Raw genomic sequence first — 21,416 nt, 5'->3', positions numbered from 1 at the left:
TCAGGTCCTAGACGCGGCTTTTTATGATTTTAAGTTACTGATAACACTATCATGTTGGCATTCAAAAAAGCCTTAGTTTTTGAGTAACCAAGGCTTCATTATTTCTACATGTCTGTTTTAAAAAAACGTTTGGGCAGATACGGCTTTAAACCGCGGAGAGAATCTCTGTAGCTCGATCTAAGGTGGCATCTTGTTTGGCAAAACAGAAGCGTAATAATCGTAAATTTTCCGGCGGTTTTTGATAGAATACCGAGACAGGAATCGCCACGATTTTATGTTGTTCTGCTAACAACTGACACATTTCCACATCGCTTAAATCTGGGCGTATGCCACTGTAATCTAGGTTTTGGAAATAGGTGCCTGCGGACGGAATCAACTCAAATCTAGAGTAGCTTAAGCCCGCATTGAAACGGTCACGCTTGGCTTGGTAAAAATCGGCCAATTCAGCAATGTGCTCAGGATGTTCTGCCATAAAGTTAGCCAATGCCATTTGTACGGGCGTAACTCCACAGAAATTGGCAAATTGATAGATTTGGCGAAACACTTGCATCAAGGCTGGCGCTACAATGCAATAACCGGTTTTCCAACCTGTGACGTGAAAGGTTTTACCAAATGAGCCCACGACAAAACTGCGTTCACGCAGCTCAGGAAATGACAAAGCAGATAGATGCTGACGACCATCAAAAATTAAATGCTCATAGACCTCATCCGACAGCACAATAATATTTTTATCTCGAATCAGTTCGATCAAGTTGAGCCAGTCCTCACGCCCCCAAACAGCACCTGTTGGATTATGCGGTGTATTGACAATAATCATCCGGGTTTTATCGTTAATCGCAGCGGCAACACGATTCCAATCCACAGTAAAATGGGGCGTCTCTAAGGCAATGTGAATGGGATGAGCCCCAACCAATTTTACACTGGGCGCATAACTGTCATAGCTCGGATCAAAAATAATCACTTCGTCACCCGCATGAACCACAGCTTGAATGGCACTAAAAATACCAATGGTTGCACCCGGGGTAATGGTGACTTCGGTGTGAGGGTCAATATTTAATTGGTCTCGATGAGCAAACAGTTGGACCAATTGCTCACGCAAATGCATCAGTCCATCGCCGGGTGCATATTGGTTAAAACCATGTTGCGTCGCATCACTTAGCGCATTTAACAGTGCTGGAGGTGCAGGAAAATCAGGAAAACCTTGAGATAAGTTCAGTGCATTTAGACGCTGCGCCATTGCACTCATAACGCTAAAAATAGTCACACCTTGGGCAGGCAGTTTGGATTCAATTGTGATCATGGAGCTTAAAATTTTTTATAGATTGCATTTTGAGTGTAGCAGCATCTCAGCGACTGCGAAAAGTTAGATCCGTAAAATTGATCCTGCATTGATGATCCTATTCACTTGAATACTAAAGTGTTGCAAAAGCCAAAAAGAAGAATTCAACAAATTATTTGCAAAATGGGGTAGACGAAAAAATAATCATTTCCTAAAATGCCGTCATTAAAAAAATTAAATACATAATAACAATGCTTAAAAATATTCACGCCATGGTGGAAAACTTTGGCTTTAGCGTACAGAAACGTGCGCTACACATTCATTTCTCAAATGAACACCTAAATTCTGAAGTTTTTATTCAACGGATTGAAGGTCAACACCGTATCAATCAAGGCTTTCGTGCGGAAATTATTTGTCTCTCGACCAATGCTCATCTTGCTTTAAAGCAGTTTATCGGTGGCCGAGTGGCTGTCGATCAAGTGACAGATTTGGGACAACTCAGTCGCCTGACTGGGGTGATTACCGGCGCAAGCCAAGGTCAAAGTGATGGTGCATTGACGGTTTATAAGCTGGTGATTGAGGATGCCACAGCACTCTGGCATAAGCGTCGTAACAGCCGTGTCTTTATGAATAAATCGGTAGGGGAGATGACCGAGATTATTTTTAGTGAATGGCAGAAAAAAAGTGCGTTGTTTGCTGCCAGTTTAAGCTTGAACTTAGAGGGGCTGGCACGTACTTATGATGTACGTCCATTCACCATGCAGGCGAATGAAAGTGATTATGCATTTTTGACTCGCCTTTGGCGCAGTGAAGGGATCAATTGGTTAATTGATGAAGCTGAGTTATTTGTCGCATTTTCGGCTGCACCAATGCAAGCACAGCGGCTGCGTTTAATTGATACGAATCAGGCTTATAGTGCTTTAGAGCGGAAAAAAATTCGCTTTCATCGGAGTCATGCCACGGAACGTTTAGACACGATCACCAGTTTTGTGGCAGAACGCTTTTTACAATCGACCACGATTCAAACGCAGCGTTGGCAAGCTCAACATTTGGCACAAGACCAAAGTAATCCGCTCTTAAGCGCCCATGCACAAAGTGAGCAACAGCACAATGAAACCTTAAGTTTAGAGCAGGCGTGGACCATGAGTTCGGCTTGGACAACCGACCTCAAAGGTGCAGATCAGGCGACCACTTCAAATACACAGCAATTGGATCAGTTGAATCGGCAACTCAATCAATATCAGGAATTACAAGCCAAATATTTTACCGCCAGCAGTAGCGTAAGGGATGCACAAGTTGGGTATTGGTTTGAATTAGAAAATCATCCTGAAATCGATCAACATCAAACGACAGATCGTGAATTTCTCATACTAGGCAAAGCATTTTATAACCAAAATAATTTACCCAAAGACATTTTGGTTCAATTAGAAAAGTTACTTGCTGCGAGCCGTTGGCTATCTTTAGGGGATGAACGGCAGGCCAACGAGCTGTATGTGGTCCGTCGGCAAATTTCTGTTGTTCCTGAATATGATCCTTTATTACACCGGCCACCTGCGTTTCCACAGCGGGCTAAAGTGGTCGGTCCAGAAGGTGAAAGTATTTATGTCGATGCTTGGGGGCGTATCAAAGTTCGGTTTACGTTCACCCGCAGTGATGACCACAGTCATGATGGTGGAGCAGGGAGTAATGATAATGACAGTGACTCAGCTTGGGTCGATGTACTGACCCCATGGGCGGGTGACGGTTATGGGGTACGTTTCCATCCTCGTATTGGCGAGATTGTGGTCATTGACTTTTTTGAGGGCGATGTGGATCGACCCTTTGTAGTAGGACGAATACATGAAGCTGAGCGATCTCAGACCATGTTTGACCTCAAAGGTCAGCTTCCTGAAACCAAAAAACTCAGTGGTATTCGCTCGCAAGAAGTTGCGGGAGCAGGCTTTAACCAACTGCGCTTTGATGACACAACGGGGCAGATCAGTACCCAATTACAGAGTAGTCATGCAGCGACACAACTGAATTTAGGTAATCTCAGCCATCCTAAAGAACAAGACAGTAGCCATGGCCGTGGAGAGGGGTTTGAGCTGCGAACGGATGCTTGGGGGGCAATGCGTGCAGGTAAAGGTTTACTCATTAGTACCTATGCACAGGATCAAGCAGTTGCCGATCATCTTGCTGCTGCTGAAGCTCAGTCGCTTTTAAATCAAGGGCATCAGAGCATGAATATGCTGAGTGGCTTAGCCGTAAAACAGCAGAGCGATGCATTAAATGTGATTAATCGTTTGCCGAAGTTAATAAACTCTTTAGAAATCAAAAGTACTGCTGAAGCTGTCAAAGCGACTTTAAATTTGTTCAAGGAGGAGCTAAGTCGAGACCCATTGGCAGCGTTAAAAAACTGCAAAAGTTTTGTCAAAGAAATGGGCTCAATCGCACATGATGTCAAAAGTACAGTAAAAGAATTTAAAGCATTTTTTAATGATGCTGAAGATGCCTTTGATAACTTAAAGTCTGTCATAGATCATATTGAAGAAAATGGTAAAGATGTGATTCAAGGGCGGGTCGCAAGTCTGAAAAGCAACCTAAAAGAAGATCCATTAAAAGCATTAAAAGATGTGGGCAAATTGATCGAAGACATCAAATTTAACCCTGATGATTTATTGAATAATGGTGGTTTTGGTTTGCCACCAGCGATGACACCCATAAAAGCATTAGAAAAAGTACAAGGCTTTATGGAAGGTTATGCGCAAGGTTTAGAAAAATCCAATACAGCGGCAAAACAAGAACAAGGCAAATTATTCCGCCAAGCGTTGATGTTGCTTGCATCACCTAATGGTATTGCACTCACTACACCGGAAGATATTGTTTTACAAGCATCGCAGGATATTGCAGAAAGTGCGCAAGGTTCGATTAATTTCAGTGCTCAAAAGAATATTGTCGGTCATGCACAAGACAAAATCAGTCTGTTTGCGGCTCAAAAGGGCCTGAGTGCTTATGCCGCAAAAGGGAAAGTTGAATTACAAGCCCAAGATGATGCTATTGAAGCAATTGCACGAAAGGTGATTAAGCTCATTTCAACAGAAGATAAAATTGAAATTACCAGTCCTAAAGAAATTGTGCTGACTGCAGGAGGTTCACAGCTGAAAATTAATGGCAGTGGAATATTTACCACGACAGGTGGCAAGTTTGAGAGTAAGGCGGGGCAGCATAGTTTTGTGGGAGGAGGAATGGTTGACTATTTAATTCCTGAATTACCTAAATCTGGCCCCTATGCTGTCGATTTTCTATTTTCAAGTCTAGCAGGACTTGGAATAGAAAATGCAAAAATTCAAATGTTTGATTCGAAAAATAAAGATATTTTATGGGAAGGAGTTACTGATAAAAAAGGTAAAAGTAAATTATCGATAAAGGATGAAAACATACAATATAGTGCATTAATAGGGTTTGATGATTGGTCAGGAGTATTTGAGGATGAAGCTCAATTCGAAGAACAAAATGAAGATGATTTTGATATAGGAGATCATGGGTTACAAATAGAATTAAATAATAATGAGGAATATTAGATTATGTCAAACATACATATTGTTAAGGCAGGTGATACACTTTGGGGAATTTCAAAAAAAAATGGAACGACTGTAAGTCAATTAGCAAAAATAAATAATTTACAAGGAAAAAGTATTCATAATATTAAAATTGGTGAAAAAATTTTATTGAATCATGACGATAAAGAGGACTCTTATGAAACAAAAATCAAAATAATTATTTTGGATTTAAGGTTTAACCCTATTCTAAATGCCACACTTCAACTTGAGTTTGATGGTCGGAAAATAATAAGAAAGACAGAAAATGGAATTTTTGAAAATATTTTTATAGATGATCATTCAAAGGGGTTAAAAGTCTATTATAAAAATATTAAAGGGGTATTTGATTTAATAGCCGATCATAAAAAATTACCAATTGGCAAGAAGGTATTAAAACTAACTTCTAGAAAAATAAAAGTAGTAGGAAGTCATCATGCTCAAAGTGGTCAAACCCAGAATACAACTCAAAGTATTCTTAATGACTTAAAAAAAATGGGTAAGCCAATCGTTGATGGTGTAGGAGATTTGATTGGAATTAATAATGCAAAAGAAGATATAAAAATACCTAGTGAACGAATAGAGCAAAAAAGAACGGATAATGGCAATAGTACACATATTGTTGCTGCACAATTCACCGAAGATAATTTTCTGTTGAAGCCAATTAATAATAAATATAGACCATACATCATTAGTGCTGCTAAAAGACATGGTTTTACACCACATGCTTTAGCTGCTGTAATAGATGCTGAAGCAGCTAAGCTTAAAAAAACAGGTGAATGGGATGTTAATAGTAAGGCTAATTCAAGTTCAGCTGCGGGCTTAACGCAGTTTCTAGACGCAACATGGATAGAGATGTGCAAAAATCAAAACTCTTTGGTTGGACAATATGTACAAAAGAATCCTAAGTTAACGACAATACAAAAATTAAATTTAAGATTTAATGCAGAGATGGCCATTGATGCTGCTGCAGCATACGCGATAAATAATTTTAAAGCTTCTGGACTACCCTACCAAAATTTGACAGAGCCAAGTTCCATGGCAAAATTTGCATATCTATTACATCATGAGGGATCTTCTGGAGGGAAAAAATTTGTTTTAAATAATTTAACAGAAGATAGAGCTCATAAACTATTGTTTATACAATTCGGAAAGAATGGGGAAAAACAAGCAACAAGTTTTCTTAGAAGGTATAAAAATGCAAAACAAGCTTATGGAGCGTGGTTAAGAAACTACATTGATGGTCATATTAATATATATCAATATGTTGTAGATAAAAGTAAAACCTCTGGTATTAATTTAAGCATGGATGAAACTATAAAATTATTAAATGGTGCTCCTATTTCATCACCTGAGCCTAAAATTACTCCAGATAAAAAAGAAGAATCTATTGGTGATCTAAATTCCAAAAAAAATGAACAAGCTTCAGTTGGAGGTGCTGAAGGTTGGCATGATCCATTAGCTGTATGTAAATTAAGAACTGCTGGCTTAGCAAATGCAAAAGGAGCAACTTTTGGTAAAGTTAGGAATAATGGAACTAAAAATCATCAAGGCGTGGATTTACAGGCTAATCCTGGTACGAGCATTTACGCTGTTAGTAGTGGAATAATAGTTGCAGCTATGGATACAGGAGGGGCTTATGGTAGAGTAATTGTTTTGAAAGTAGATATCGATGATTTACCGGATAAACAAAAAAAATATGCTAAAAAAAATATAGCAGGAAGTAAGTATGTGTACTTTTTTTATGCACATTTGTCAGCTATTAATGTAGATAAAAATGATCCTGTAGATGTTGGAGAAGTCATTGGAAAGTCGGGTGCTACTGGTAATGCTAATAAGATGACAACGATAGCAAATGGTGCCCATTTACATTTTGAAGCAAGGAGTGCTCCATTATTAGGGATTGGTTTAACCGGGAGAATTGATCCAATACCTTTTATTAATGCAAATTTACCTTATTAGTTCGACTAACCCCTAAAAGGCATAATATGAAATATATAAAAACAATTTCCTTATTTTTAATTATTAATTCTTTTTTTGGATGTGGATATGCAAAAATAAATAATAGTTGGAATGATCCAACTCAAGAAGCTATACAAATAAAATCACCTATCGATTTTATAGATAAATATGGAACATATAGTATAGTTTCTACTAATAAAAAAATAAGATTAATTGATTTTGGTGATGTTGATAAAAATAAAAATGGGAGAAAGTACACATTGAAAAAATTTGGAGTACAAATTTTTAATCAAAATAAAGTCTTCGATGTTTATAAGTCAACAGTTCCATTAAAATCTAATGTTGATATAAATATCTTATATCGTGATAAAAATATTGTGGCATTTCGTGTTCGAGAGGATTTTAATATTGATTATGTAAAAACGCCTTTTAGAAGCTTTATTGTTAATACTTTCGTTTATAATTTTAATAGCAACAATTTCTTAACAATTCCTGTTTTAGCTTCAGAAGATAACAATGCTGATGGTAAAGGGGTGGATTTGTTGCAAGGAGATCAATTTACGTTTAATTCTAAAAAAGGAATTTTTACATATTTAGCAAATATAAAATATGCACAAGGTGGTAAATCGAGTGTCTTTAAAGTTGATTTAAGTAATACGTTAAAATGTGTTTCAGCTACGCAGGGGTGTGAAAATATTGGTCTTTCCACTGCAGAATTAAGTACTATGAATAAATAAATTTTGTTGCAAAGAGTAGGAAAATCTACTCTTTGCATTTTCAAAATTTACCCTTCTAAAATTTCTTCCAACAACTCTTCACTCGGCGCAAAGTAATACGCTCCGTCCATTGGCGTTACAAAATGTAGTAAGCGGTCGTGAATGCCGTCACCGCTAGTACCGAACATGCGAACCAGCATGCTGTCGATAATACTGAGGTCATTGGTATAAGCAATAAAGAACAAACCTTGGTCACCGCGGCCATCGCCATAAGGCAATGAATGACGCAAAATTGCGAGTTCTTCACCCTCACCATCTTCAACAACGGTACGTGATATATGTGAGTTTTCAGGTTGTTCGTCTTCATCCAACTCAATCGATTCAAGTTTGGTACGCCCAATGACATGTTCCTGAGCATCTACCTTTAACTTTTTCCATTTATCTAAGTTATGTGCATAACGCTGTGCAAAGACAAAAGAACCATCAGCAAAAATACCCGCATCTTCTGCTAATAATGCTGTTTCAGCACGGTCATCTGGAAATTGAGGGTTTTCAGTACCATCAATAAAACCAGTTAAGTCACGGCCATCGAAATTACGGAAGCAAACACGCTCATCTAAAACCTCAACTTTATCTTGAATGCCATCAAAGAAAGCTTGGCTTAAAGCAAAGCAAATATCTGTACGCTGTGCTGCAATGTGAATCAGTACATCTGCTGGGGCTACAGGCATGTTAAATGAACCTTGAATTGGATCAAGTTGTTTAAAGCCTGCCGGAGCTTGACTGTAAAGTTGTGCCCAAAGTTCAGGTCCAAAAGCCACAGCTGTTTTAATCTGTGCATTAGGATGTTGGGTAATCAGACGATCACGAGTATTCAATAAGTCTTCAAGTTGTTCTTTTAATTCGCTAATCGTTAAATCTTTTAAACGTAAAACAATAAAACGAGCATGATCTGAGGGTAATGGCAAAATTACAGATTGAGCAGACATTCATGGCTCCTAAAAATTATAATTTCTGAGTGGCTGTGTATATTGTGCCTTAAGCAGCGCTGAGAGTGTAGCCTTCATTTGGCCTTTTGGCGTGCATTATTGTCATGAAAATAGAGTAAATGTCATATAATACAGACCCATTTCAAACTTGAGCTAATGATGTCCTATCAAATCTGGATTGCATATATGTTGGCATGTTGGGTAATTAGTGTTTCCCCAGGTGCAGGTGCAATTGCGTCTATGTCGAGTGGTTTGAATTATGGGTTTAAGCATGGGTATTGGAATGCAGTCGGCCTGCAATTGGCACTTTTGGTTCAGATCGCCATTGTTGCAGCTGGGGCAGGGGTCTTATTTGCGACGACACCATGGGCTTTTCTGATCGTGAAATGGTTTGGAGTGGTCTATTTATTGTATTTGGCTTATTTACAGTGGACAGCGCCAATTGAGTCAATTGAAATCCAACAAAATTTACCAAATAAATCACGTTCAAAATTAATTTTACATGGCTTTTTGGTCAATATGAGCAATCCTAAAGCGATTGTATTTTTGTTGGCAGTTTTGCCGCAGTTTTTAGATTTATCCAAACCGCAATGGATTCAATATGTCATCATGGCTGCAACGATGATTAGCATCGATCTGATTGTCATGGCGGGGTATACCGGTCTCGCTGCAAAAGTACTGCGATTATTAAAATCACCCAAACAACAAAAATATTTGAATCGAACCTTTGCGGTATTATTTGCTTGTGCGGCGAGCTTATTGAGTTTGGTGCATCAATAAATCCAGTTAGATGATTCTGAGCATCGTATTTGACGTGCAAAAAAAGCCATGCAGTTGCATGGCTTTTTCATTTTGATATGTCGCGAATTGAACAATGAACGGTGCTACTCAAGCGACTTTCTTAAATTTTTGCATAATAAAAATTAGGGCAAAGAGCAGCGCCATGGTTAATACAATAGTCAGTCCTGTAGAGGTGTTTAAACCAGCACTTGACCATAACCCCACGGTCACACCGACTTGGGCAATGATGAAAGACCACAGCACCATTTGTTTCGGGGAATTTGCCAATAAACGAGCGGTTAATGCAGGAATCACTAACAATGCACCCATCAGCAATGAGCCGACAGCACGTAAAGCCAATACGGTAAATAATGCCAGTAATAACATAAAAATCAGACGTTGCCATTTGGCACTGACACCTTCACTGACCGCAATATCGGGGTCAATGGCAATCTGAATTTGAGATTGCCAACTTTTATACAGCACGGTCAGTGCCACAATGATCACCACTGCAAAGACAGGCAAATCTGACCAAGAAATGGTGAGTAAATCACCAAATAAATAGCTGAGTAATTCAGGTCTTAAGCTGGGCAAATGTTGTATGAAGAGTAAGCCAGAGCACAGGAGTGTTGCTGAACATAGCGCGAGCAAGGCGTCATTGGGCAAGCGAGGGTCGTGTAACACCCATAAGATTGCAACCAATAAGAGCGCAATCAATGTAACGCCTGTCCAAAGCGGTAGACTCATTGCACCGGCAATGGCGACACCGAGTAAAGTGCCATGTGCCATGGTATCCGCAAAAAAAGACATGCGACGCCATAGCATCAAACAGCCGAGGGGTGCAGTTAGGAACACCAGCAAAGTGCCCATGATCCATGCTGGCAAAAGGAGTTGTAGCCATTCCATCATGGATTATGCTTCCGGTTCAGGGTGAATATGGGGACGAGAGTCGTGCTGGCAAGGCGTTGCACTATCGCCATGCGCACAGTGATCATGATGGTGTTGATAGAACACACGATTTGTTCCAAAGATCGCTTGATATTCAGGATGTTGCTGCACATTTTCAGGCAAGCCACTGCAACAAATATGTTTGTTCAGGCAAACCACACGATGTGTTCCTTGCATGACCCACTGTAAGTCATGAGAAACCATCAAAACTGCACAGCCATATTTTTCTGGCAAGCTACGCACGTAGTCATACAGTTCTGCTTCAGACTGGATATCCAGACCTTGCATGGGTTCATCCAAAACCAATACATTCGGTTGGCGCAATAAAGCCCGTGCAATCAATACACGTTGACGTTCGCCGCCCGACAATTGCTGAACTTTAGATTGTTGTAACTTGGCAATGCCTGTATCACGAATAATTTCTTGCTTGATATTGGAATCACATTTTTCTAGGGCCAATAAATCACACACACGTAGCGGTAAGCTGTGTGATGGATTAAATTTTTGTGGCACATATGAGAATTTTAATTTTTGTGTGCTGATCACTTTGCCAGATACAGGTTTTACAATACCCAACAACACTTTGATTAGCGTGGATTTGCCTGCACCATTGGGACCAATCAATGTGACAATTTCTTTTTCGTGTAAGGCGAAATCTACATTTTTTAAAATGTCACGTTCATCGATTCGGACATGAACATGCTCTAAAGCCACAATGGGCTTCATATTTAGTGTTTGCTGCGGCACTGCTGACAGATCCCTGAAATTTCAATAATACTGTGATGTGCAGTAAAGCCATCGGATGCAGACAATTCATCGAGTTGCGCCATCAAGCCTTGAGCAGATGCTTCTTTGACTATTTTACAGTCTGTGCAAATCAGAAATGCTGCTTGATGTCCTTCGCGCGGATGGCAACACGGGATGTACGCATTAATCGAAGTCAGACGGTGAATAAAACCTTTTTCAAGCAGAAAATCCAGCGTACGGTACACTGTCGGCGGCGCTGCAGGTCGGTCAGACTCACTTTTGATTTTAGCCAAAAGGTCATAAGCGCCCATTGGTCCTGTTGCATTTAAGATTAGTTCCAATACTTCTTTACGCAAGGGCGTAAGTCGAGCACCCGTCGCACTACAGAGACTCTCAGCTTCAGCAAGGCGCTGTTCGACATTATGATGATCGTGTACACCATGCAAAGCATTATGATGTTCGTGTGAACATGCGCTCATAGCCAACCTCGAGTACGAAACTGTATAAAGAAAAAGACTTTAAATCTTAACATGAAGCGTAAGGACTTACGAACAGACGTAGGTTTTTTTACGATTTTGTTATATTATAACACTATTCATTTTATGGTGCTCTCTCCCCATGTCCCGTGTAATTCTTTTTTGTAGTTTGGCTTTATTTAGTGTGATGAGCTGGGCGCAAGGCCTCGTTGTTTCTACACAACCGATTTATCTAATCGCGAAGGATGTACTCAAGGGTGTAGAGCAGCCAAAACTATTGCTTGACCATCAATCTGGACATGATGTGAGTTTGACGCCTGCGCACCGTAAAACCGTGCAAGATGCCAATCTCGTTTTATGGTTAGGCCATGCACACGAAGCACCTTTAGCAAAAATGTTAGGTGAAAGTGGCAAAAGTATCGCTATTTTAGACTCAGGCATTATCAGTGCTTTGCCATTACGGGATGTTCGTGGCAATGCATTAAAAGGCACAATCGATACACATGTCTGGCTTGAACCTAACAATGCAGTTCGAATCGGCTTTTTTATTGCTGCTTTACGTTCACAACAGTTTCCAGAACATCGTGAAAAATATTGGGCTAATGCGCGTGCATTTGCGCAGAAACTCTTGATCACAGCCCAAAAAACAGATGTGTCGAGCCGTGCTCAGCCTTACTGGTCCTACCACGATGCCTATCAATATCTTGAGCGATCACTGAATTTGAAATTTACCGGTGCGTTGACAGATGATCCACATGTCGCGCCGACATTGGCACAAATCAAATACCTGAAAGACCATCGTGCACAGCCAAAAGTATGCTTACTTGCAGAAGCACATGCCAGTCAAAATCAGTATCAAAAGCTCGGTGGTATCATCTTTCAACCTGTTGACGAAACCATGAGTGGGGCAGGGGATTTTGTAACAGCATGGAAGAAGTTGGCTGATAAAACCCTTAAGTGCACACTAAATGCGCGAAAGTAATGTAAAAAACAAACAACTATTGATTAGTTTGAAAGCAGTTTACCAATTTAAAAAAACACGACTAAGGTCGGGAAAAGATTGCAAGTTAAGGGGTGTAACTCTATAATGCCTGCGATTAAAAATAATCATCAGTTAAACTTGTCAAGCAGAATTGCTGTGAGTGAACAAAAATGAGTCGAACTAGTCGCATGATTGATCGACGATTAGCGAAAGCTTTAGTCATCTTACAAGCAGTAATGATTCCTGTTTCAGCCCTGATTGGTTGGGTCCTTAAAGACACAATCACAGCATATAGTGCAGCTTTGGGTGCGTTGGTATGCTGGCTAGCAAGTAGCTACTTTTCATGGCAGTCGTTTCGTGCGGCTGGTGCCCGTGCCTCTAAACAGGTGCTGTCAAACATGTATCGTGGCTTAATGGGCAAGTTTGCAATCGTGATTGTTGGATTCATTTTGATTTTGATCAATGTCAAACCGTTGTCAGCGGTGGCATTGTTTTGTGGTTTTATGCTCGTACAAAGTATGTCGTGGGTCGCTCCTTTTTGGGCAACACGCTTAAAAAAACGAGTATAAACACAACAAAAAATTGAAAAGTTTTTTGGAGAGTAACGAGATATCAGGCAGCACGCGATATTCGTTTTCTCTATTAGTTTTGACATTGACCAGGTGTGATTTATGGCTGCTGAAGAACATGCCCTTACTTCGACCGAGTACATTCAGCATCACTTGACTAACATGACCTATGGCAAAATGCCAGATGGTACTTGGAAGTTAGCTGAGACTGCTAAAGAAGCTCAAGAGATGGGGTTCACTGCTATTCACTTGGATTCAATGGGTTGGTCTATCGGCCTTGGTATTGTTTTCTGTTTGTTGTTCTGGGTTGTAGCGAAAGCTGCAAACTCTGGTGTTCCGACCAAGTTCCAGTCTGCAATCGAAATGATTATCGAGTTCGTTGACTCAAGTGTCCGTGACACTTTCCATGGCAAATCGCGCTTAATCGCGCCGTTAGCGCTGACCATCTTCGTGTGGATTTTCCTCATGAACTTGATGGACTTGATCCCTGTTGACTGGATTCCTTATACAGCTCAATTGATCGGTGCTAACGTGTTTGGTATGGATCCTCACCACGTTTACTTCAAAATCGTTCCATCTACTGATCCTAACATTACCCTTGGTATGGCATTGTCAGTATTTGCGTTAACTATTTTCTATAGTATCCGTGAGAAAGGTCTTGTCGGATTCGGTGCAGAATTTGCACTTAACCCATTTAACCCAAGTAACCCAGTTTTAAAAGCATTACTTATTCCAGTAAACATTATTCTTGAATTAGTAACTTTTATTGCACGTCCAATCTCATTGGCTCTACGACTGTTCGGTAACATGTATGCGGGTGAGTTGATCTTCATCTTGATCGCATTACTACCGTTCTGGATCCAGTGGGCGTTGTCTGTGCCTTGGGCGATCTTCCATATTCTTGTTATTACGTTACAAGCATTCATTTTCATGATGTTGACTATCGTATATATGAGTATGGCTAGCGAAAAGCATTAATGGTATTGCTCAACTGTCAAAGGGTGGTTGGGCACACAATTTTTTAACTTAATTTGGTATAAACCTAACCTCTGAGGAATTATCATGGAACTCACTTTAGGTCTAGTTGCAATTGCATCTGCTATCTTGATCGCTTTTGGTGCTTTAGGTACTGCGATTGGTTTTGGTCTTCTAGGCGGCCGTTTCTTAGAAGCTGTTGCTCGTCAACCAGAATTGGCTCCACAACTTCAAACTCGTATGTTCTTAATCGCGGGTCTTCTTGATGCTGTGCCTATGATCGGTGTTGGTATTGGCTTGTTCTTCATCTTCGCTAATCCATTTGTAGGTTAATCAGCTTAATTCCTAAATTAAACTATTGAGGAATAGCAATGAATATCAACCTCACATTGATTGGCCAAGCGATTGCTTTTGCGATTTTTGTCGCATTCTGCATGAAATTTGTTTGGCCACCACTAATCAATGCGATTAGTGAGCGTCAGCGTAAAATCGCTGATGGCTTAAACGCTGCTGAAAAAGCGAAAGCTGACCTTGCGGATGCGCAAGCACAAGTGAAAGCTGAATTAGATGCGGCTAAAGCACAAGCGGCTCAATTGATCGAACAAGCGAACCGTCGTGGTGCGCAATTGGTAGAAGAAGCGCGTACTCAAGCTGCGGCTGAAGGTGAGCGTATTCGTCAACAAGCTAAAGAAGCTGTTGATACTGAAATCAATGCTGCTCGCGAAGAATTACGTCAACAAGTTGCTGCTCTTGCAGTTACTGGCGCAGAAAAAATTCTGAACCAGCAAGTTGACGCAGAAGCTCACAATGCCATGCTGACTCAGCTGGCTGCTAAACTTTAAGAGAGGCGGATTATGGCTGAACTCTTGACGTTGGCACGCCCATACGCTAAAGCAGCATTTGCTTACGCTTCTGAGCAAAATGCAACTGACGCTTGGTCAAATGCATTAAACTTGCTCAGTGCTGCGGTGCAAGACGAAGCATTTTCAGCTTATCTAAATCGCCCTGAGCTTACTCCTGCTGAGCAGGTAAGTGTTTTCGCAAAAGTTTTAGGTGAAGACCAGACTGCAGCAGTGTCAAACTTTTTGACATTGCTTGCTGATAATGACCGTCTGGCACTTCTTCCTGAAATTTCAGAAGAATACGAACAGCTCAAATCACAGAATAACAATACTGTGGATGTAGTGATTGAATCTGCATTCCCATTGACTTCTGTACAAGAACAATTACTTGCGCATGCATTAGAGAAAAAATTCGAAGCTGCCGTAAATGTTTCAGTAGAAGTTAACCCAGCGTTAATCGCGGGTGTAGTTATTCGTGCAGGCGACCAAGTGATAGATGATTCTGCGCTTAACAAGCTTGAAAAAATGCGGACTCGTCTTCTTGCTTAACAGCTTGAAGACTGAACTTTAAAAAGATTGAGGTATAGCGCAATGCAACAACTGAATCCATCCGAGATCAGTGCGCTCATTAAACAGCGTATCGGCGATCTGGACACCAGCGCGACCGCTAAGAACGAAGGGACCATTGTTATGGTTTCCGACGGTATTGTGCGCATTCACGGCCTTGCTGATGCAATGTACGGTGAAATGATCGAATTCGACGGCGGCTTATTTGGTATGGCACTGAACCTAGAACAGGATTCAGTGGGTGCCGTTGTCTTAGGTAACTACTTAAGCCTTCAAGAAGGTCAAAAAGCTCGTTGCACAGGTCGTGTATTAGAAGTTCCGGTTGGTCCAGAACTTTTAGGCCGTGTAGTAGATGCTTTGGGTAACCCAATTGATGGTAAAGGCCCTATTGACGCAAAACTTACTGATGCTGTTGAAAAAGTAGCACCAGGCGTAATTTGGCGTCAATCAGTGGATCAACCTGTACAAACTGGTTATAAATCAGTAGATACAATGATCCCTGTTGGTCGTGGTCAACGTGAGTTGATCATCGGTGACCGTCAAACTGGTAAAACAGCTATGGCGATCGATGCGATCATCGCTCAGAAAAACTCTGGCATTAAATGTATCTACGTAGCAATTGGTCAAAAACAATCGACTATCGCTAACGTTGTGCGCAAGCTAGAAGAAACTGGCGCTATGGCGTACACAACTGTTGTAGCAGCTGCTGCAGCTGATCCTGCAGCGATGCAGTATCTTGCTCCGTATGCTGGTTGTACAATGGGTGAGTACTTCCGTGACCGCGGTGAAGACGCGCTTATCATTTATGATGACTTGTCTAAACAAGCTGTTGCTTACCGTCAAATTTCATTGCTTCTACGTCGTCCACCAGGTCGTGAAGCATATCCTGGTGACGTATTCTATCTACACTCACGTTTACTTGAACGTGCTTCACGTGTATCTGCTGACTACGTTGAGAAATTCACTAACGGTGAAGTTAAAGGCCAAACTGGTTCATTAACTGCATTACCGATTATTGAAACTCAAGCCGGTGACGTATCTGCATTCGTACCTACAAACGTAATTTCGATTACTGACGGTCAGATCTTCTTAGAAACATCATTATTCAACGCAGGTATTCGTCCTGCTGTGAACGCGGGTATCTCTGTATCACGTGTTGGTGGTTCTGCTCAGACTAAGATCATCAAAAAATTGTCAGGTGGTATCCGTACCGCTCTTGCGCAATACCGTGAATTAGCTGCGTTTGCTCAGTTCGCTTCTGACCTTGACGAAGCAACTCGTAAACAGCTTGAACATGGTCAACGTGTAACTGAGCTTATGAAGCAAAAACAATATGCTCCATACTCAATTGCTGACCAAGCTGTTTCAATTTATGCATCTAACGAAGGCTATATGGCTGACGTAGAAGTGAAGAAAATCGTTGCATTTGATGCTGCGTTGATCTCTTACTTCCGTTCAGAACATGCTGCGTTAATGCAAAAAATTGACGAGACTGGTGCTTACGATAAAGAAATCGAAGCAGCAATCAAAGCAGGTATTGAAAGCTTTAAAGCGACTCAAACTTACTAAGATTCAACGATGTTGAATCTGGTTCTGGTTTGGTTCACGGATCAACCTTCGAAAGCTCGAAAGGGCTTTCGAATACTAGGTTAAGCGTATGGCAAATTTAAAAGAAATTCGCGCCAAAGTAGCTAGTATCAAAAGCACGCAGAAAATTACTCGCGCGATGCAGATGGTAGCAGCTTCTAAGATGCGTCGTGCGCAAGAGCGCATGGCTCAAGGCCGTCCGTATGCCGAAAATATGCACCGTGTAATTGCTCATTTGGTACAAGCGAACCCTGAATACAAACACCGTTATATGGTTGAACGTCCTGTCAAGCGCGTTGGCTATATCATTGTTTCTTCAGATCGCGGCCTTGCTGGTGGTTTGAACATTAACTTGTTCAAAAAAGTGGTCAAACACGTACAACAGCAACAAGAGCAGTCAATTGAAGTTCAATTTGCTTTAATTGGTCAAAAAGCGGTTTCGTTTTTTAAAAACTACGGCGGTAAAGTTCTTGGTGCAACTACAAACGTAGGTGATGCTCCGAGTCTTGAACAGTTAACTGGTTCTGTACAGGTGATGTTAGACGCGTTTGATAAAGGCGAGTTAGATCGTATTTATCTAGTGTCAAACGGCTTTGTCAACGCCATGACTCAAAACCAAAAAATCGAACAGCTTGTTCCTTTAGCAGCTGCTGAGGAAAGCGAAGGCCTAAATCGTCAATACGGTTGGGACTATATCTATGAACCAGAAGCTGAAGAGCTTCTAAATGGTTTATTGGTTCGTTACATTGAGTCTATGGTTTATCAAGGTGTGATTGAAAACATCGCATGTGAACAGTCTGCTCGTATGGTTGCAATGAAAGCTGCAACTGATAACGCGGGTGAATTGATCAAGAGCCTACAACTTATTTATAACAAGCTGCGTCAAGCCGCGATTACTCAGGAAATCTCTGAGATCGTTGGTGGTGCCGCTGCCGTTTAACATTATTAGTTTGAATTGAGGAGACAGCAATGAGTAGCGGTCGTATCATTCAGATCATCGGCGCGGTTATCGACGTCGAGTTTGAACGTAACAGCGTTCCTAAGATCTATGACGCTCTCCATGTTGATGGTACTGAAACTACATTAGAAGTTCAGCAGCAACTTGGTGATGGCGTAGTTCGTACTATTGCAATGGGTTCTACTGAAGGCCTTAAGCGTGGTCTTACTGTAACTAACACTGGCGCGCCTATCTCTGTACCTGTAGGTACTGCATGTTTAGGTCGTATCATGGACGTTCTTGGTCGCCCTATCGACGAAGCTGGTCCTGTTGGTACTGAAGCTCGTTTACCAATTCACCGTCAAGCGCCTTCTTATGCAGAACAAGCGGCTTCTACTGACCTTTTAGAAACTGGTATTAAAGTCATTGACTTACTTTGCCCGTTCGCTAAAGGTGGTAAAGTTGGTCTGTTCGGTGGTGCCGGTGTTGGTAAAACTGTAAACATGATGGAGTTGATCAACAACATCGCTAAAGCTCACTCAGGTTTATCTGTGTTTGCTGGTGTTGGTGAACGTACTCGTGAAGGTAATGACTTCTATCACGAAATGAAAGACTCAAACGTTCTAGACAAAGTAGCAATGGTCTACGGTCAGATGAATGAGCCACCAGGTAACCGTTTACGTGTAGCGTTGACTGGTTTGACTATGGCTGAGTACTTCCGTGACGAAAAAGACGAAAACGGTAAAGGCCGTGACGTTCTATTGTTCGTCGACAACATCTATCGTTATACACTAGCGGGTACTGAAGTATCAGCACTTCTAGGTCGTATGCCATCTGCAGTAGGTTACCAACCGACTCTTGCAGAAGAGATGGGTGTTCTTCAAGAACGTATTACGTCTACTAAGTCTGGTTCTATTACGTCAATCCAAGCGGTATACGTACCTGCCGATGACTTAACAGATCCATCGCCTGCGACTACCTTCGCTCACTTGGACGCGACTGTTGTATTGAGCCGTGACATCGCATCTTCTGGTATTTACCCAGCGATCGATCCACTTGACTCTACTTCACGTCAGTTAGATCCACTTGTAGTGGGTACTGAGCATTACGAAATCGCTCGTTCAGTTCAAAACGTTCTTCAACGTTACAAAGAATTGAAAGACATTATCGCAATTCTTGGTATGGACGAATTGGCAGAAGAAGACAAACTTACTGTATACCGTGCACGTAAGATCCAACGTTTCTTCTCTCAACCGTTCCACGTAGCTGAAGTGTTTACTGGTGCTCCTGGTAAACTTGTACCGCTTAAAGAAACAATTCGTGGCTTTAAAGGTCTTCTAGCTGGTGAATACGACCACATTCCAGAACAAGCGTTCTACATGGTTGGTGGTATTGACGAAGTTATTGCTAAAGCTGAGAAACTTTAATTAGTTCCCTAATTTAGGAGATTCTCATGGCGACTATGCAATGTGACGTTGTAAGTGTTAAAGAGTCTTTGTACTCTGGCGCTGTAACTATGCTAATTGCTAAAGGTGCTGGTGGTGAGTTAGGTATTATGCCTGGCCATGCGCCACTAGTAACTTTGCTCAAGCCGGGCGCAATCCGCGTTCTGCTTGAAAATGGTACAGAAGAATTAATCTATGTATCAGGTGGTGTACTTGAAGTTCAACCGCACGTTGTTACTGTACTTGCAGATACTGCAGTACGTGCTGACAACCTTGATGAAGCAGCAATTATTGAAGCTCGTAAACAAGCTGAACAATTGTTAGCAAATCAAAAGAGCGACTTGGACTCAGCTGCTGCTTTGGCTGCTCTTGCAGAAACTGCTGCTCAGTTGGAAACCATCCGCAAAATCAAAAACCGCGCTCAATAAGACGCAGTTTGAGATTGAAAGAGCCACCCGAAAGGGTGGTTTTTTTATGCCTGAATAATAAATAAATTTGACTATATTTTGATTAATTTTTAATTTTCATATGCTTAAAATATGTCAATGGAATTAATGATGTCTAATAAAATCTTTTTTACATTAGTATTATCTTTGGGATTTGTCGGGTGTGCGTCCGTACCTAAAGCAGATCAAAATGCTTCAGCACTAGTCGAATAATTTAATTCCCCCACAAGAAGTCAATGCAGGAATTTACGTATATCGCTCAGCTTCTGTGAAAGGCCCTGCCTTAAAGAAAGATGTATGGGTAGATGGGGAATGTTTAGGTGAAACCTCTCGTGGAGTATTTTTTTATAAAGAAGTAGTTGGTAATCAAAAACATACAATGTCGACTGAATCAGAATTTTCACCTAACCATTTGGATATTGAAACTGCGGCAGGTAAACAATATTTTGTTCAGCAATTTATTAAAATGGGCGCATTTGTAGCTGGGGCAAATTTAAAATTGGTTGATGAGCAAACAGGAAAAAAGGCCATTAGCGAATATGCATTTGCACAAGGCGGTAATTGCAGCAAAGTCACCATCGCATTGAAATAAAGGTTCATATGTAGATAAGAAGCTACTCGAAAGGGTAGTTTTTTATCCCTAAATTAGTTGAAATTGATCAATCTAAAGTTGAATATATTTTATTCAATACAATCTTTATGGTGATTAAATTCAATCAGCTAGCATTGCACCATGAACCTTATCGCCTATGAGCCGCATTTTTGGGAACTTTATCAAGACTTTGATCAATATTATTTGAGCATTGCGGTTGATCTCAGTTCTGTCGTGTCATGTTGGGATGTTGAACTCACCCATGAAGAAGTCCAGCAATATGAACACCGTGGGCGCGTGAGTATTCAAGAACTGGCAAAATCGATGGTCGCTGCTGCTTATAAAGGTGATTTTGCTTCATTAGAAAGTCGTTTAGTGAAACCATATGAGCGTCAGGCCATGCAATCGGCTTTTAAAAAATGGCAAGATAGCCAAAAAACAGGTTAATGGTTGTTATTCATGCATGGGTAAAATTGAAAACTCGCCGTGACTGATAATTTTAATTGTAAAAATTTGATCAAAGCCTTCATCTTGTGACGGGACTTGAAGCTTGCGATAAGTCGCACACACGCCAACTTCTGGAATATGGGCTTTGCCTTCACGAAAACTGTTACGCTTTAAGGTACTGTCCAAATCGGTTTCAAAATAATAAGCAATCACTTCAAACCCTGCATCAACTGCACGTTGGATATAGCGAGCACGAGCTTCCCGATCTGGATTTGTATTATCAATCACCATTTTTGTTTTGGATGCCAAACCAGCTTCAAAGATCATATTTTCCCGATGTCGGGTTTTCAACATATCCAAATTAATACGTAAATGGCTATGATATAAATTCAACATGTAAAAGGTGGATTTGCCAGAGGCTTGAACGCCTGTAAAAATAATCAGCTGCATAGCATTTGCAATGAAAGCACGGAATGAATAGTAGAGTATTAAATCAGCAACCCAGTTTTGCTACAATCTCTGCAAAATAAATAAGAACAAGTTGCAAAGGTCCGT

At 40.9% G+C, this 21,416-nt stretch carries 21 protein-coding genes and 1 pseudogene; 16 read left to right on the top strand and 6 right to left on the bottom strand.

Annotated elements, in window-relative coordinates:
- Positions 1 to 145: 145 nt before the first annotated feature.
- Complete coding sequence (locus G0029_RS15075) at positions 146 to 1,300, bottom strand: methionine aminotransferase (RefSeq protein ID WP_180110234.1); 1,155 nt, start codon at positions 1,298 to 1,300, stop codon at positions 146 to 148.
- Between the two features lie 230 nt (positions 1,301 to 1,530).
- Here G0029_RS15075 and G0029_RS15070 point away from each other — a divergent pair, with 230 nt between their 5' ends.
- Genes G0029_RS15070 through G0029_RS15060 form a run of 3 tightly spaced genes read left to right on the top strand, consistent with a single transcriptional unit; the run spans position 1,531 to position 7,553 of the window.
- The gene (locus G0029_RS15070; protein WP_180107648.1) at positions 1,531 to 4,839 is read left to right on the top strand and encodes a type VI secretion system Vgr family protein; all 3,309 of its coding nucleotides are present in this window, start codon (positions 1,531 to 1,533) and stop codon (positions 4,837 to 4,839) included.
- A gap of 3 nt (positions 4,840 to 4,842) precedes the next feature.
- Positions 4,843 to 6,816 (top strand): peptidoglycan DD-metalloendopeptidase family protein, encoded by a 1,974-nt coding sequence (locus tag G0029_RS15065; RefSeq protein WP_180107647.1) that lies wholly within the window; start codon positions 4,843 to 4,845, stop codon positions 6,814 to 6,816.
- A gap of 26 nt (positions 6,817 to 6,842) precedes the next feature.
- Positions 6,843 to 7,553 (top strand): hypothetical protein, encoded by a 711-nt coding sequence (locus G0029_RS15060; protein ID WP_180107646.1) that lies wholly within the window; start codon positions 6,843 to 6,845, stop codon positions 7,551 to 7,553.
- Between the two features lie 47 nt (positions 7,554 to 7,600).
- On the opposite strand, the gene G0029_RS15055 is transcribed toward G0029_RS15060, so the two are convergent.
- Complete coding sequence (locus G0029_RS15055; protein ID WP_180107645.1) at positions 7,601 to 8,521, bottom strand: Dyp-type peroxidase; 921 nt, start codon at positions 8,519 to 8,521, stop codon at positions 7,601 to 7,603.
- Positions 8,522 to 8,680: 159 nt separating this feature from the next.
- Between G0029_RS15055 and G0029_RS15050 the strand changes: the two genes are divergently transcribed.
- A complete protein-coding gene (locus G0029_RS15050; RefSeq protein ID WP_180095215.1) occupies positions 8,681 to 9,301 on the top strand; it encodes a LysE family transporter in 621 nt (206 codons plus the stop codon).
- 108 nt (positions 9,302 to 9,409) lie between these two features.
- Here G0029_RS15050 and znuB read toward each other — a convergent pair whose 3' ends face one another.
- The 3 genes from znuB to G0029_RS15035 are packed head-to-tail and all read right to left on the bottom strand — an operon-like array spanning position 9,410 to position 11,475.
- Positions 9,410 to 10,210 carry a zinc ABC transporter permease subunit ZnuB gene (gene znuB / locus G0029_RS15045; protein WP_078191483.1) on the bottom strand — a complete coding sequence of 267 codons (801 nt, stop codon included), beginning with the start codon at positions 10,208 to 10,210 and terminating at the stop codon, positions 9,410 to 9,412.
- Positions 10,211 to 10,213: 3 nt separating this feature from the next.
- Positions 10,214 to 10,975, bottom strand: coding sequence for a zinc ABC transporter ATP-binding protein ZnuC (znuC, locus tag G0029_RS15040; RefSeq protein ID WP_373685036.1), 762 nt, complete (start codon positions 10,973 to 10,975; stop codon positions 10,214 to 10,216).
- A 2-nt stretch (positions 10,976 to 10,977) separates the two neighbouring features.
- On the bottom strand, positions 10,978 to 11,475 hold the full coding sequence (locus G0029_RS15035; RefSeq protein WP_180107644.1) for a transcriptional repressor: 498 nt from the start codon (positions 11,473 to 11,475) through the stop codon (positions 10,978 to 10,980).
- Between the two features lie 139 nt (positions 11,476 to 11,614).
- On the opposite strand from G0029_RS15035, the gene G0029_RS15030 reads away from it, so the two are divergent.
- From G0029_RS15030 to G0029_RS14975, 12 genes and pseudogenes are all read left to right on the top strand, one after another.
- The gene (locus G0029_RS15030) at positions 11,615 to 12,454 is read left to right on the top strand and encodes a metal ABC transporter solute-binding protein, Zn/Mn family (RefSeq protein WP_180107643.1); all 840 of its coding nucleotides are present in this window, start codon (positions 11,615 to 11,617) and stop codon (positions 12,452 to 12,454) included.
- Between the two features lie 170 nt (positions 12,455 to 12,624).
- Positions 12,625 to 13,023, top strand: a complete 399-nt coding sequence (locus G0029_RS15025; protein ID WP_078194025.1) for an ATP synthase subunit I — start codon at positions 12,625 to 12,627, stop codon at positions 13,021 to 13,023.
- Positions 13,024 to 13,125: 102 nt separating this feature from the next.
- Positions 13,126 to 14,001 (top strand): F0F1 ATP synthase subunit A, encoded by an 876-nt coding sequence (gene atpB / locus G0029_RS15020; protein WP_078194024.1) that lies wholly within the window; start codon positions 13,126 to 13,128, stop codon positions 13,999 to 14,001.
- 84 nt (positions 14,002 to 14,085) lie between these two features.
- The gene (gene atpE / locus G0029_RS15015; RefSeq protein ID WP_000424060.1) at positions 14,086 to 14,331 is read left to right on the top strand and encodes a F0F1 ATP synthase subunit C; all 246 of its coding nucleotides are present in this window, start codon (positions 14,086 to 14,088) and stop codon (positions 14,329 to 14,331) included.
- 38 nt (positions 14,332 to 14,369) lie between these two features.
- Positions 14,370 to 14,840, top strand: coding sequence for a F0F1 ATP synthase subunit B (locus G0029_RS15010; RefSeq protein ID WP_078191477.1), 471 nt, complete (start codon positions 14,370 to 14,372; stop codon positions 14,838 to 14,840).
- Between the two features lie 12 nt (positions 14,841 to 14,852).
- Positions 14,853 to 15,389, top strand: coding sequence for a F0F1 ATP synthase subunit delta (locus tag G0029_RS15005; protein ID WP_078191476.1), 537 nt, complete (start codon positions 14,853 to 14,855; stop codon positions 15,387 to 15,389).
- Positions 15,390 to 15,431: 42 nt separating this feature from the next.
- Positions 15,432 to 16,976, top strand: coding sequence for a F0F1 ATP synthase subunit alpha (gene atpA, locus G0029_RS15000; RefSeq protein WP_078194023.1), 1,545 nt, complete (start codon positions 15,432 to 15,434; stop codon positions 16,974 to 16,976).
- An 88-nt stretch (positions 16,977 to 17,064) separates the two neighbouring features.
- On the top strand, positions 17,065 to 17,934 hold the full coding sequence (atpG, locus tag G0029_RS14995) for a F0F1 ATP synthase subunit gamma (RefSeq protein ID WP_078191474.1): 870 nt from the start codon (positions 17,065 to 17,067) through the stop codon (positions 17,932 to 17,934).
- Positions 17,935 to 17,963: 29 nt separating this feature from the next.
- Positions 17,964 to 19,358 carry a F0F1 ATP synthase subunit beta gene (gene atpD, locus G0029_RS14990; RefSeq protein ID WP_078191473.1) on the top strand — a complete coding sequence of 465 codons (1,395 nt, stop codon included), beginning with the start codon at positions 17,964 to 17,966 and terminating at the stop codon, positions 19,356 to 19,358.
- A 26-nt stretch (positions 19,359 to 19,384) separates the two neighbouring features.
- The gene (locus G0029_RS14985) at positions 19,385 to 19,804 is read left to right on the top strand and encodes a F0F1 ATP synthase subunit epsilon (protein ID WP_078194022.1); all 420 of its coding nucleotides are present in this window, start codon (positions 19,385 to 19,387) and stop codon (positions 19,802 to 19,804) included.
- Between the two features lie 129 nt (positions 19,805 to 19,933).
- Positions 19,934 to 20,414, top strand: a pseudogene (locus G0029_RS14980) (DUF2846 domain-containing protein).
- Between the two features lie 141 nt (positions 20,415 to 20,555).
- Positions 20,556 to 20,861, top strand: coding sequence for a hypothetical protein (locus tag G0029_RS14975; RefSeq protein WP_180107642.1), 306 nt, complete (start codon positions 20,556 to 20,558; stop codon positions 20,859 to 20,861).
- 6 nt (positions 20,862 to 20,867) lie between these two features.
- Here G0029_RS14975 and G0029_RS14970 read toward each other — a convergent pair whose 3' ends face one another.
- Positions 20,868 to 21,311 carry an ATP-binding protein gene (locus G0029_RS14970; RefSeq protein WP_180107641.1) on the bottom strand — a complete coding sequence of 148 codons (444 nt, stop codon included), beginning with the start codon at positions 21,309 to 21,311 and terminating at the stop codon, positions 20,868 to 20,870.
- Positions 21,312 to 21,416 lie beyond the last annotated feature (105 nt).

This window comes from Acinetobacter sp. YH12138, assembly GCF_015218525.1.
GTDB classification, from domain to species: domain Bacteria; phylum Pseudomonadota; class Gammaproteobacteria; order Pseudomonadales; family Moraxellaceae; genus Acinetobacter; species Acinetobacter amyesii.
This window is presented reverse-complemented; position numbering and strand designations above follow the sequence as displayed.

Coding starts and splice junctions, on each gene's coding strand:
- G0029_RS15075 (WP_180110234.1), bottom strand. CDS start 1,300: ATGATCACAATTGAATCCAAACTGCCTGCCCAAGGTGTGACTATTTTT.
- G0029_RS15070 (WP_180107648.1), top strand. CDS start 1,531: ATGCTTAAAAATATTCACGCCATGGTGGAAAACTTTGGCTTTAGCGTA.
- G0029_RS15065 (WP_180107647.1), top strand. CDS start 4,843: ATGTCAAACATACATATTGTTAAGGCAGGTGATACACTTTGGGGAATT.
- G0029_RS15060 (WP_180107646.1), top strand. CDS start 6,843: ATGAAATATATAAAAACAATTTCCTTATTTTTAATTATTAATTCTTTT.
- G0029_RS15055 (WP_180107645.1), bottom strand. CDS start 8,521: ATGTCTGCTCAATCTGTAATTTTGCCATTACCCTCAGATCATGCTCGT.
- G0029_RS15050 (WP_180095215.1), top strand. CDS start 8,681: ATGTCCTATCAAATCTGGATTGCATATATGTTGGCATGTTGGGTAATT.
- znuB (WP_078191483.1), bottom strand. CDS start 10,210: ATGATGGAATGGCTACAACTCCTTTTGCCAGCATGGATCATGGGCACT.
- znuC (WP_373685036.1), bottom strand. CDS start 10,975: ATGAAGCCCATTGTGGCTTTAGAGCATGTTCATGTCCGAATCGATGAA.
- G0029_RS15035 (WP_180107644.1), bottom strand. CDS start 11,475: ATGAGCGCATGTTCACACGAACATCATAATGCTTTGCATGGTGTACAC.
- G0029_RS15030 (WP_180107643.1), top strand. CDS start 11,615: ATGTCCCGTGTAATTCTTTTTTGTAGTTTGGCTTTATTTAGTGTGATG.
- G0029_RS15025 (WP_078194025.1), top strand. CDS start 12,625: ATGAGTCGAACTAGTCGCATGATTGATCGACGATTAGCGAAAGCTTTA.
- atpB (WP_078194024.1), top strand. CDS start 13,126: ATGGCTGCTGAAGAACATGCCCTTACTTCGACCGAGTACATTCAGCAT.
- atpE (WP_000424060.1), top strand. CDS start 14,086: ATGGAACTCACTTTAGGTCTAGTTGCAATTGCATCTGCTATCTTGATC.
- G0029_RS15010 (WP_078191477.1), top strand. CDS start 14,370: ATGAATATCAACCTCACATTGATTGGCCAAGCGATTGCTTTTGCGATT.
- G0029_RS15005 (WP_078191476.1), top strand. CDS start 14,853: ATGGCTGAACTCTTGACGTTGGCACGCCCATACGCTAAAGCAGCATTT.
- atpA (WP_078194023.1), top strand. CDS start 15,432: ATGCAACAACTGAATCCATCCGAGATCAGTGCGCTCATTAAACAGCGT.
- atpG (WP_078191474.1), top strand. CDS start 17,065: ATGGCAAATTTAAAAGAAATTCGCGCCAAAGTAGCTAGTATCAAAAGC.
- atpD (WP_078191473.1), top strand. CDS start 17,964: ATGAGTAGCGGTCGTATCATTCAGATCATCGGCGCGGTTATCGACGTC.
- G0029_RS14985 (WP_078194022.1), top strand. CDS start 19,385: ATGGCGACTATGCAATGTGACGTTGTAAGTGTTAAAGAGTCTTTGTAC.
- G0029_RS14975 (WP_180107642.1), top strand. CDS start 20,556: ATGAACCTTATCGCCTATGAGCCGCATTTTTGGGAACTTTATCAAGAC.
- G0029_RS14970 (WP_180107641.1), bottom strand. CDS start 21,311: ATGCAGCTGATTATTTTTACAGGCGTTCAAGCCTCTGGCAAATCCACC.